Origin of the sequence: Streptomyces sp. NBC_00203, from assembly GCF_045206325.1 — a bacterium.
GTDB classification, from domain to species: Bacteria; Actinomycetota; Actinomycetes; order Streptomycetales; family Streptomycetaceae; genus Streptomyces; species Streptomyces lutosisoli.
Map to the genome: position 1 here is coordinate 5,850,447 of NZ_CP108126.1, position 10,806 is coordinate 5,861,252.

At 70.8% G+C, this 10,806-nt stretch carries 8 protein-coding genes and 1 pseudogene; all 9 read right to left on the minus strand.

The features are described from left to right. Positions 1–145 precede the first annotated feature (145 nt). Positions 146–1,147 carry a ketol-acid reductoisomerase gene (gene ilvC, locus OG975_RS26315; RefSeq protein ID WP_406331841.1) on the minus strand — a complete coding sequence of 334 codons (1,002 nt, stop codon included), beginning with the start codon at positions 1,145–1,147 and terminating at the stop codon, positions 146–148. A 177-nt stretch (positions 1,148–1,324) separates the two neighbouring features. Further along, a pseudogene (gene ilvN / locus OG975_RS26320) lies at positions 1,325–1,831 on the minus strand (acetolactate synthase small subunit); the annotation flags it as partial. 14 nt (positions 1,832–1,845) lie between these two features. Beyond that, a complete protein-coding gene (locus OG975_RS26325; RefSeq protein ID WP_406331842.1) occupies positions 1,846–3,732 on the minus strand; it encodes an acetolactate synthase large subunit in 1,887 nt (628 codons plus the stop codon). A gap of 147 nt (positions 3,733–3,879) precedes the next feature. Further along, complete coding sequence (locus OG975_RS26330; protein WP_406331843.1) at positions 3,880–4,710, minus strand: 4'-phosphopantetheinyl transferase family protein; 831 nt, start codon at positions 4,708–4,710, stop codon at positions 3,880–3,882. Positions 4,711–4,753: 43 nt separating this feature from the next. Continuing rightward, positions 4,754–6,079: an MFS transporter gene (locus OG975_RS26335; protein WP_406331844.1), complete on the minus strand. Its 1,326-nt coding sequence runs from the start codon at positions 6,077–6,079 to the stop codon at positions 4,754–4,756. Next, positions 6,076–7,530 carry an argininosuccinate lyase gene (gene argH / locus OG975_RS26340; RefSeq protein ID WP_406331845.1) on the minus strand — a complete coding sequence of 485 codons (1,455 nt, stop codon included), beginning with the start codon at positions 7,528–7,530 and terminating at the stop codon, positions 6,076–6,078. Before argH ends, OG975_RS26335 begins: the two co-directional genes overlap by 4 nt. Next, the gene (locus tag OG975_RS26345; RefSeq protein ID WP_406331847.1) at positions 7,527–8,789 is read right to left on the minus strand and encodes an ATP-grasp domain-containing protein; all 1,263 of its coding nucleotides are present in this window, start codon (positions 8,787–8,789) and stop codon (positions 7,527–7,529) included. The genes argH and OG975_RS26345 overlap by 4 nt, the downstream gene beginning before the upstream one ends. Next, complete coding sequence (locus tag OG975_RS26350; protein ID WP_406331848.1) at positions 8,786–9,835, minus strand: PLP-dependent cysteine synthase family protein; 1,050 nt, start codon at positions 9,833–9,835, stop codon at positions 8,786–8,788. Before OG975_RS26350 ends, OG975_RS26345 begins: the two co-directional genes overlap by 4 nt. Positions 9,836–9,847: 12 nt before the next feature. Continuing rightward, entirely contained in the window at positions 9,848–10,768 is a 921-nt protein-coding gene (locus OG975_RS26355; RefSeq protein ID WP_406331849.1) for a kinase, read from the minus strand. Positions 10,769–10,806: the final 38 nt, after the last annotated feature.

The following is a 10,806-nucleotide window of genomic DNA, read 5'->3' on the forward strand; positions in this document are numbered from 1 at the left end:
CCGCACGACACGCCCCGGCCGGAGGGGGAGCCCGGTTGCGTCGTGCTACGGGGAACCCCAGGTCAGGATTGACTGACCTGGGGTTCTCGGTGTTCTTGGTGGCTGGTTCCCGTGGGCGTGAGGACGGCATGGTCCTGCCCGGAGATCACGCCTCGTCGTTCACCCACGACATGAGCTTGCGGAGCTCCTTGCCGGTGGTCTCCAGGAGGCTCTTCTCGTCCTGGCTCTTGTACTCGTTGTACTTCTTCAGACCGCCGTGGTACTCGGCCATCCACTCACGGGCGAACGTCCCGTCCTGGATCTCGGCGAGGACCTTCTTCATCTCGGCCTTGGTGGCGTCCGTGATGATCCGCGGGCCCGTGACGTAGTCGCCCCACTCGGCGGTCTCGGAGACCGACCAGCGCATCTTCTCCAGGCCGCCCTCGTACATGAGGTCGACGATGAGCTTCAGCTCGTGGAGGCACTCGAAGTACGCGATCTCCGGCTGGTAGCCGGCCTCGGTCAGCGTCTCGAAGCCCGCCTTGACCAGCGCGGCCGTACCACCACAGAGGACGGCCTGCTCACCGAACAGGTCGGTCTCGGTCTCCTCGGTGAACGTCGTCTTGATGACGCCGGCACGGGTGCCGCCGATGCCCTTCGCGTACGACAGCGCCAGCGGGAACGCGGAACCGGTCGCGTCCTGCTCGACGGCCGCGATGCACGGAACGCCGCGGCCCTCCTCGTACTGGCGGCGGACCAGGTGACCCGGGCCCTTCGGGGCGACCATGCAGACGTCGATGCCGGCCGGGGGCTTGATGAAGCCGAAGCGGATGTTCAGGCCGTGGCCGAAGAACAGCGCGTCGCCGTCGTTGAGGTGCGGGGCGATGTGCTCCTCGTAGACCTGGGCCTGGATCGGGTCCGGGACGAGGATCATGATGACGTCGGCCTCGGCGGCGGCCTCCGACGGTGTCACCACGCGCAGGCCCTGTTCCTCGGCTTTCGCCTTGGACTTGGAGCCCTCGTGCAGACCGACGCGGACATCGGCGCCCGAGTCGCGCAGCGACAGCGCGTGGGCGTGGCCCTGGCTGCCGTAGCCGATGACCGCGACCTTGCGGCCCTGGATGATGGACAGGTCGGCGTCGGCGTCGTAGAACAGCTCGGCGGGCATGAGGGTTTCTCCTTGTAATCGGTAACTGGGTTGCTGGTAGCTGCTGTTATTGAGGGTCGGTCACTTCTGAGGAAGCTCGCGTTACGCGCTTTGTGCCTGCGACGCGGATGCGGATGTGGACGCGGATGTGGATGTGGACGCATTCGCCGTCGCCGTCAGGCGGAACGGGCGGGTGTCCCGTACGCCGCGTTCGGCCAGGGAGCGGGAGCCGCGGCCGATGGCTATCGCGCCGGACTGGACGAGTTCCTTGATGCCGAAGGGGGCCAGCATCCGGAGCATCGCGTCGAGTTTGTCGGCGGCGCCGGTGGCTTCCAGGGTGACGGCCTCGGGGGAGACGTCGACCGTCTTGGCGCGGAACAGTTCGGCGATCTGGACGATCTGGGAGCGGGTCTCGTTGCCGGCGCGGACCTTCACCAGGACCAGTTCGCGCTGGACCGCCGCGTCCGCCTCCAGCTCGACGACCTTGAGGACGTTGATGAGCTTGTTGAGCTGCTTGGTCACCTGCTCCAGGGACAGCGCGTCGTCGACCCTGACCACGATGGTGACGCGGGAGAGGTCGGGGTGCTCGGTGGTGCCGACCGCGAGCGAGTCGATGTTGAAGCCGCGGCGCGAGAACAGGGCGGCGATCCGGGCGAGGATGCCCGGGGTGTTCTCGACCAGGACGGAGAGTGTGTGCTTTGACATGTCAGTGGGTCCTCTCAGTCGTCCGCGGAGTCGCCGAAGTCGGGGCGGACGTCGCGGGCGGCCATGATGTCGTCGTTGGAAGTGCCGGCAGGGACCATCGGCCACACCATCGCGTCCTCGTGGACGATGAAGTCCACCACCACAGGGCGGTCGTTGATCGAGTTGGCCTTGTCGATGACCGCGTCCAGTTCCTCCGGGGTCTCGCAGCGCAGGCCCACGCAGCCCATCGCCTCGGAGAGCAGGACGAAGTCCGGGACGCGGGTGCCGCGGTTGGCGGCGGAGCCCAGGCCCCGCGTCGAACCGGTCTCGGCGTTGGTCGCGCCGTCGTGCAGCACGGTGTTGGAGAACCGGGCGCCGTAGAAGAGGTTCTGCCACTGGCGGACCATGCCGAGGGCGCCGTTGTTGATGATGGCGACCTTGATGGGGATGTTGTTCAGGGCGCAGGTGGTGAGTTCCTGGTTGGTCATCTGGAAGCAGCCGTCGCCGTCGATCGCCCAGACGGTCCGGTCCGGGCGGCCGGCCTTGGCGCCCATCGCGGCCGGCACCGAGTAGCCCATCGTTCCGGCGCCGCCCGAGTTGAACCAGGTGCCCGGCTCCTCGTGCGGGAGGAACTGCGCCGCCCACATCTGGTGCTGCCCGACCCCGGACGCGAACAGCGTGCCCTCGGGGGCGAGTTGGCCGATGCGCTCGATGACCAGCTGCGGGGAGAGGGTGCCGTCCGAGGGCAGGTCGTAGCCGCGCGGGTAGGTGGTGCGCCAGCGGTTGAGGTCCCGCCACCAGTTCGCGTAGTCACCCCGGTGGCCGTCCTCGTGCTCGGCGCGCACCGCTGCCGTCAGCGCGGCGATGACCTCGCGCGCGTCTCCGACGATCGGCACGTTCGCGAACCGGTTCTTGCCTATCTCGGCCGGGTCGATGTCGGCGTGCACGACCTTGGCGTACGGGGCGAAGGTGTCCAGCTTGCCGGTGACACGGTCGTCGAAGCGGGCGCCGAGGGCGACGATCAGATCGGCCTTCTGCAGTGCGGTGACGGCGGCCACGTCGCCGTGCATGCCCGGCATGCCCACGTGCTGCGGGTGGCTGCCGGGGAACGCGCCGAGCGCCATCAGGGTGGTGACGACGGGGGCGCCGGTCAGCTCGGCGAGGATCCGCAGCTCGTCGGTGGCCTTGGCCTTGAGGACGCCGCCGCCGACGTAGAGCACGGGGCGCTCGGACTGGTTCAGCAGCTTGGCCGCCTCGGCGATCCGGCGGGGATGCGGCCGGGTCACCGGGCGGTAGCCGGGCAGGTCCGCCCGGGGCGGCCAGCTGAAGGTGGTCTTTTCCTGGAGGGCGTCCTTGGTGATGTCGACCAGGACCGGGCCGGGGCGTCCCGTGGCGGCGATGTGGAAGGCCTCCGCGATCGTCTTCGGGATGTCCTCGGCCCTGGTGATGAGGAAGTTGTGCTTGGTGATCGGCATGGTGATGCCGACGATGTCCGCCTCCTGGAAGGCGTCCGTACCGATCGACTTGGAGGGAACCTGCCCGGTGATCGCCACGAGCGGCACCGAGTCCATGTGGGCGTCGGCGATCGGCGTCACCAGGTTGGTGGCACCCGGTCCCGAGGTCGCCATGCAGACGCCGACCTTGCCGGTGGCCTGCGCGTAGCCCGTGGCCGCGTGACCCGCGCCCTGCTCGTGCCGGACGAGCACATGCCGTACCCGCTCGGAGTCCATCAGCGGGTCGTACGCCGGCAGGATGCAGCCGCCGGGAATGCCGAACACGGTGTCCGCGCCCACCTCTTCGAGCGAGCGGACGAGAGACTGCGCGCCCGTGACGTGCTCGACGGCGACGGAGGAACGCTCGGTGGTGCGGGTCCGCACCTGCGGGAGGCGGGCCGCGGGGGCCTCTTGCACAGCGTTTGACATCGTCAGTTCCCAAGGGATGTAGGGGTGTTGGGGTTTTTCGGGAAACGTCCTTGTGATCAGTGGCCGCCCGGCGGCGGCCGAGTGGCGCGTGCCCTCGGCCGGCCGGGTGATCACCAAGTCGGTGCACCCGGTCGGCCCCGGGGCGGATCAGGGCGGGGTCCTTGCCGTCTGGAGGGCGTCGTGCGGCGTTCGTACGACGTCCGGACCGGAGGGCAGTTCCAGACCGGAGAGTTCGGTCGTGTACTCCACGACGTCCAGGACGGAGAGCCTGCTGACGGTGGGAGCGGTGACGTTCAGTTCACCGCGCACCGCCACCGCCGCCGCGTAGCCCCGGTCCACCGGAACGTCCAGCAGGGTCCAGCCGGATGGCGGATACGGGCCCTGCGGGCCCCCCGAGCCGACATAGTCGAGCGAGGGGTCGCGGCCCAGACCCGAGCCGAGGCCCTTGAGGTAGGCCTCTTTGCGGGTCCACAGGCGGGCCAGCGCGCGCGGGCGCAATTCCGGTTCCAGCGCGTCCAGTTCCGCCTGTTCGTCCACGTGCAGCATCGAGGCCAGTTCGGCGGTGGCCGTCTGGTCCGACACCAGGTCCACGTCGACTCCGATCGGAGCGACGGCCGTACCGACGAGCGCCAGGTCGCCCCGGTGGGACAGCGAGAAGAACAACTCGCGGCCCGCGCCGAGAACGGTCGGGCGGCCGTGCGGTCCGCCGCAGCAGGGACAGGTGTCCCGGCCGAAGTGGATCTCCTCGGGACGCAGACCCAAATACGTTCCGAGCAGCCGACGTAGTGCGACATGCGCGGCCGTGAACCGGGTTCGGTCGGCCGCGTGCATGAGGGCGGCGGCGCGCTGACGCTCGGTCGCGTCGAGCACCGCCTCGTCCAGGATGCCGGCGGGGACATCCGAGACCCTCAGGAGCCAGAGGTCCAGTGAGCCAGGGGGTGGCAGCTCACGAACGACCCACGGCAGGGTTGTTTCCACGGGGTCTCTCCTGTTCTTACTCAGGTGACAAGCCGGTCGGGCCTCATGCTGCGCGGGGCTCGACCGTCAGGTCGCGTCCGCCCGACGGGTCGGGTGCGGAAGGCAGGTCGCGCCTGCCGCGCATCGGCCCGATCAGGAGAATCAGGGGGGTCACCGCCAGGCCGGCGGTCAGCATCCACAGCGTCGGCCTGAGGCCGAGCGCGGTGCCGAGTGCGCCGCCGAGCAGTGAACCGAAGGGGATGGCACCGAAGTTGGCCACCGATATGCAGGAAGTGACACGGCCGAGGAGCTGCGGCGGGCAGTAGCGCTGCCGGAAGGCTCCCTGGATCACGTTGGCCAGCACCACGCCCAGGGCGAGGAGCGCGCTGCCAATCGCCAGGGTCACCAGCTGCCAGCCCTCCCCCGCCATGGGAATGAGCAGGCCGAAGGGAGCGGTGAACACCGTGGCGAGCTGGAGTCCGCGCGCGGTTCCGTGCCGGTCGGCGATGCGTTTGGCGAGGGTGGCGCCCAGGAGTCCGCCGATGCTGCTGGAGGCCAGCAGCCAGCCGACCGCGCCTTCCGCCACCATCAGCTGCCGGATCATGAAGACCGGAAGGATGGCCTGGTACGCCGTCAGGAGCAGGTTGGTGACGGTGCCGTACCCCGTCAGGATGCGCAGGTAGGGGTCCTTCACCGTGTACTGGAGGCCCTCCTTGATGTCCTGGCGCAGCGGGGTGCGCTCCTTGGGCTGCTCGGGTCGGGGTTCCTCGGCGCGGATGCGGGACAGGCACAGGGCCGAGAAGAGGAAGGTCAGCGCGTTGACCAGCAGTCCGGAAGCGGCGCCGAACGCCCCGGCGAGGAGGCCGCCGCCGCCAAGGCCGGCGACCTGCGCCACCGACTCGCTGCCCTGAAGCTTGGCGTTGGCCTCCTGGAGGTCCTTCCGCTCGACTATCGAGGGCACGTACACCTTGTAGGAGATGCCGAAGAACACCGCCGCCAGGCCGTTGAGCAGGGCGACGATCAGCATCTGGGTCATGGTGAGGACGTCGAGCCAGGCGGCTATGGGCACGCTGGCCAGGAGGAGCAGCGAGCCCACGTTGCAGGCCAGCATGAGGGGTCTGCGCCGCATGCGGTCCACCCAGGCGCCGGCCGGCAGGCCGATCAGCAGCCAGGGCAGCCAGGGCGCGGCGGCCAGCACACTCACGGCGAATGTGCTGGCGTTGAGCGTCACCACCGCCACCAGCGGCATTGCGACGGTGGTGATGTTGATGCCGACACGGTTGGTTGTCTCGCCGAGCCACAGCAGACGGAAGTCGCGCTGGTGCAGCAGGCCGCCGCGTTTGGGTTTCACGGTGATCTCCGGGGGTGGTTCGAGCGTCGGGGCAGTCATGTGTGTACCGCCTTCTGAACTGCTTCGGTGAGAAGCGATTCGGCGCCCGACCAGCGGATCCGCCGGGCGACCAACTCAGTGTGAAGCACACCGAGTTGCGTGGTGAGGGGCGGTAGCCCATCGCTGCCCGGTCCGCCGCCGTGGGCGCAGTCCCGGGCGACCCGGTCCGGGGCGAGATCGCCCGCGAAGTCGGCGGTGTCCGCGAGCGACCGGCCGGAGTCCAGCGCCGCGAGGACGGTCTCGCCCACCTGGTGGTGCGCCGCCCGGAACGGCGTGCCCTCCAGGACCAGTCGTTCCGCCAGGTATGTCGCCGAGGTGAACCCGTCCACGGCGCGCTGCTCCATCCGCTCCCGCTCCGGCTCGGTGCCCGCCACGACCAGGCGCAGCAGCGTGACCGCGTCGGTGGTGTCGCTCAGGCCCGGCCAGAGGTGGCGTACGGCCTCGGTGCCGACCGCGATGGCGTTGGTGTAGCCGCCGGTGGTCATCGCGGAGGCCGCGCTCATGAACGCGCCCAGGCTCGCGGTGGACCGGCCCTGGATGTGCTCCAGCAGGAACGGGTTGCGCTTCTGCGGCATCATCGAGCTCGAACCCACCAGCGTGTCGCCCACGCGCAGCAGCCCGGACTCCTCCGACGTCCAGGTGCTCAGATCGCGCGCGATACGGGCCAGCGCCACGCCGAGCACGGCGGACGCGGACAGCAGCTGGAGGACGAAGTCCCGGGAGGCCACGGCGTCCACCGAGTTGGGCGCGGCCGAGGTGAAGCCGAGGAGTTCTGCCGTGCGGGCGGGGTCGATCGGCACGGAGGTGCCGCCGATGGCGCCCGCGCCGAGCGGGTTGACGTCGATCTGGCGGCCCGCGTCGAGGAGCCCGCCGTACCCGCGCAGCACCGCGCCGGCGACACCCGCCAGGTAGTGCCCGTAGGTGATCGGCACGGCGGGCTGGCCGTGCGTGTACGCCGGCATCGTCACGTCCGCGTACTCCTCGGCCTTCGCCAGGAGCACCGCGGCGAGGGTGTCCACCGCGTCCAGCAGCGCCAGATAGGGGGTGCGGACCTTCAGCCGGGTGGTGGTGGCGTTGAGGTCGTTGCGGGAGCGGCCGGTGTGCAGGATGCCGCCGGTCTCGTCGCCCAACTGCTCGATGAGATGGCCCTCGTACGCCAGGTACAGGCCGCGCGGCATCGGCCTGCCGCGCACCGGCCCGAAGTTCTGCTTGCGCAACTCCTCGATCGCCCGCAGCAGTTGTGCGGCACGGGCGGCGTCCACGATGCCGCGCTCGGTCAGCATGACCAGATGCGCCCGGTCCACCTCGCTGATGCACCGCAGCTCCGCGCCGAGCCCGTCGTCCGCCCCGTCGTCCGGCAGGTATGAGGCGTAGACGATGCGGTGCGCCTCGGCGTCGAGGGCTGCCTTGAGCCGCCCGGTGTCGACACCCGATGCTGTCGCGGTGCTCATGCGAGGGCCTCCGTCGCGCTCAGGTGTGTGTACGACACGGCCTCGGCGAGCAGGGCGGCTCCCCGGTCGGCGGCCTCGGCGGCCGGGGCGGGGTGGTCGGCGACGGCGATGGTGTGGCCGATGCGGCCGCGGAAGTCCTCGGCGGGGCCCACGGGTTCGCCCGGGACGCGGTAGACGACGGCTTCCACGACGTTCGGGACGGCGCGGGCGCGGGCGATGGTCTCGTCGAGCGCGCCGGCGTGGGTGAGGATGCCGTCGCGCTCGGCGGTCAGGAAGCGGATCGAGGCGCGGGCGTAGACGCCGCGCTCCAGTTCGGGAGTCTCGCCGAGCGCGGACTGGACCTGGGCGAGGACCAGGTCGATACCGCAGGCCCTGCGCACGAGTTCGGGGATCATGCCGCCGGCGAGCCGCGGGTTGACCTCGATGACCTTGGCGCCGGTGCTCTCCAGACGCAGCTCCACATGGGCCGCGCCCCAGCCGAGCCCGAGCGCTTCCACGGCGCGCACAGCGGTCTCCCGCAGCGCGCGTTCCGCCTCGGCCGGCAGCGATGCCGGGACGTCGTGGCCGACCTCCACGAAGACGGGGAGCGGACCGACGTGCTTGGCGACCGTCACCACCGCCTGGGTGCCGAACACCTCGACGGAGAACTCCGGTCCGCTCAGGTACTCCTCGACCAGGATCCGGCGCGGTGCCGCGACACCCCGCTCGTTGACGGTGGCCGCCAGCAGCGTCCGGGCGTGCTCGGCCACCTCGCCGGCGTCCGCGCACAGCCGCACGCCGAGGCTCCCGGAGCCCTGCACCGGCTTCACCACCACCGGAAGTCGGCACGCCTCCGCGGCGGCCACGGCGCCGGCGACCTCGTCGACGACCGCGAAGCCCGGTACCCCGACGCCCGCCCCGGCGAGGATCCGCCGCTGCTCGGCCTTGTCGCGGCAGGCCCGTACAGCCTCGGCCGCAGGGCCCGGCAGACTGAGCCGCGCGGCGAGCGCGGCAGCGGTGGGGACGTAGTACTCGGAGCTGGTCAGCACGCCCGCGATGGGCGCCTCGCCGGCCAGTTCGGAGACCGCCGTCCACAGCGCGGCCTCGTCCGCGGTGTCCACGGTGACGGTCCGCAGCCCGTCCACGGCGGCGTACGGATAGCGGCCCGGGTCCGCGCACAGCAGGACCGGCTCCACTCCGCGCTGGGCAGCGCGGCGGGCGAACAGCCGCCCCGTTCCCGTGGTGTTGCTCTCGATCAGGAGCAGCAGCCGCCCGCTCATGAGTCGACCTCCGGCATGACCACGTCGTCGAAGCCGCGGCGCGCCCACAGCAGCCGGGACCAGGCGGCGGTCGCGTCCAGCGGGTGCTCGACGGTGACCGGGCCGCCCGGGGCGGGCGCCGGGACGATGCCCTGGTCGCTCAGCCAGGCGTCGTTGTAGACCGTGGACTGGTAGCGGTAGCCCTCGTCCGGCAGCACCATCACCACGGTGCTCCCCGGGTTGTGCTCCGCCCACCAGGACGCCACCTGGAAGGAGGCACCGCTGGTCGGTCCCATGAACAGGCCGTGCGCGCGGTAGAGCTCGTGCGTCGCGTGGAACGCCTCGGGGGCCGTCACCCAGTGGACCTCGTCGTACGCCGCGTGCTTGACGTTGCCCGGGTGGATGCTGCTGCCGAGTCCGCGCAGCGTCCGGGGCCCGTCGGGGGTGCCGAAGATGATGCTGCCGTGCGTGTCCACGCCGACCAGGTGCAGCGCCGGGTTCCCGGGCCGCAGCGACGCGGCGAGCCCGCCCGTCGAACCGCCCGAACCCACCGGGCCCACCAGGCAGTCGACGGAGCCGACGGTGTCGCCGATCAGGTCGGCGACGATGCTGTAGGCGCCCGGGTTGTCGGGGTTGTCGTACTGGCCGGGGACGAAGGCGTCGGGCTGGAGGCGGCGCAGCTCCTCCACCCGGGCCAGGCGTGCGCCCTGGATGCCGCCGGGCTGGCCGGTGTGCTCGACGATCTCCACCGTCGTGCCGAGCATTTCGAGGCGGGTGCGCAGATCCCGGTCGATGGCCGAGTCGCCGACGATGGTCAGCGGATAGCCGCGCAGCCCGCAGACCATGGCCAGGCCCAGGGCGAACGTCCCGGACGAGGTCTCGATGACCGGGGTGCCCGGGGAGAGCAGCCCGTCGGCCTCGGCGCGGTCGATGATGTGGCGGGCGGGCAGCAGCTTCATCAGGCTGAAGGCCGCCGCGTAGAGGTTGTCGCTCACCTTGATGATGCGTGGGAGCTCGGTGGCCTCCACGATCGAGGAGTGAGCCTTCGGCAGAGTCGTCGTCGTCATGTCAGTCACCCGTCAGTCACCGGTCGTGTAGTTCCACTGCTCGTCGATACCGATCTCTTGCAGGAGGCGCTGGGCCAGCGCGGCGCGGGCGTCGACGTCCGGGTCGTCCCGGTCGAAGAGGAGGCCCGCGATGTCTCCGCTGTGCGCCGCCTGCACGCCCAGCGCGCCGGAGGTCCGGGCGATGTCCCGGATCCGGTCGAGCCCGGGTATCGGCAGATGACGCTGGTTGATCTCCGTACTCGCCGTCGCCACCGAACCCAGCAGCGCGACGTCCTTCATCTGGATGGCCTCCCGGAGCATGTCCCGCAGCCGGGCGAAGAGGTCGATCTCCTCCTGGCCGTAGCTCGCCGGCGCGAACGCCAGCGTGTCCACGCCCCGCCCGCCGCCCTCGGGGCGGGAGCCGAAGCCCAGCACCCGGACCGGCGGCATCCGGTAGCCGAAGTCCTCGATCACCGCGCCCTCGCGCTGGGCGAACAGCACAGTGGACTCCTCGAACATCAGGGAGTCGGAGGCGGTCTCGGCGCGCACGGCCAGCCGGGCCACCTCCTGCGGCGGCAACGGGCTGACGAACGCGTCCTTCACCGCCCAGATGGCGGCCAGCACATCGCTCGTCGACGAGCCGAACCCGCGGCACAGCGGCACATCCCCGGTCAGTTCGAGATGGCCGCCCCAAGGCCCGGCGTCCGGCGGCGTCACGGCCCGGACGGCGAGTTCCGCCGCGCGCCGCGCCTTGCCCTTCCACTCGGGTGAGACGGTGACCTCGGGACCGGGGGCGGGGATGAAGGTGGCTCTGGTCGTGTGGATGGTGCAGGGAAGGGTGACGAGACCCCTGGTGAGTCCTCCCTCACCGGTGAACACGCCTTGCAGAATCTCGCCGTGATGGACGGGGGCCGAAGCGACCCCGACACGCCAGTCGGAATGATCCACCATCATGTCCTTGACCTTCTGTTGCCGGTGAAGCCGTGACCTGC

What these genes read in the sequence shown, in the direction of transcription:
- ilvC (WP_406331841.1), bottom strand. Translation starts at nt 1,147, where the DNA reads ATGCCCGCCGAGCTGTTCTACGACGCCGACGCCGACCTGTCCATCATC.
- OG975_RS26325 (WP_406331842.1), bottom strand. Translation starts at nt 3,732, where the DNA reads ATGTCAAACGCTGTGCAAGAGGCCCCCGCGGCCCGCCTCCCGCAGGTG.
- OG975_RS26335 (WP_406331844.1), bottom strand. Translation starts at nt 6,079, where the DNA reads ATGACTGCCCCGACGCTCGAACCACCCCCGGAGATCACCGTGAAACCC.
- argH (WP_406331845.1), bottom strand. Translation starts at nt 7,530, where the DNA reads ATGAGCACCGCGACAGCATCGGGTGTCGACACCGGGCGGCTCAAGGCA.
- OG975_RS26345 (WP_406331847.1), bottom strand. Translation starts at nt 8,789, where the DNA reads ATGAGCGGGCGGCTGCTGCTCCTGATCGAGAGCAACACCACGGGAACG.
- OG975_RS26350 (WP_406331848.1), bottom strand. Translation starts at nt 9,835, where the DNA reads ATGACGACGACGACTCTGCCGAAGGCTCACTCCTCGATCGTGGAGGCC.
- OG975_RS26355 (WP_406331849.1), bottom strand. Translation starts at nt 10,768, where the DNA reads ATGATGGTGGATCATTCCGACTGGCGTGTCGGGGTCGCTTCGGCCCCC.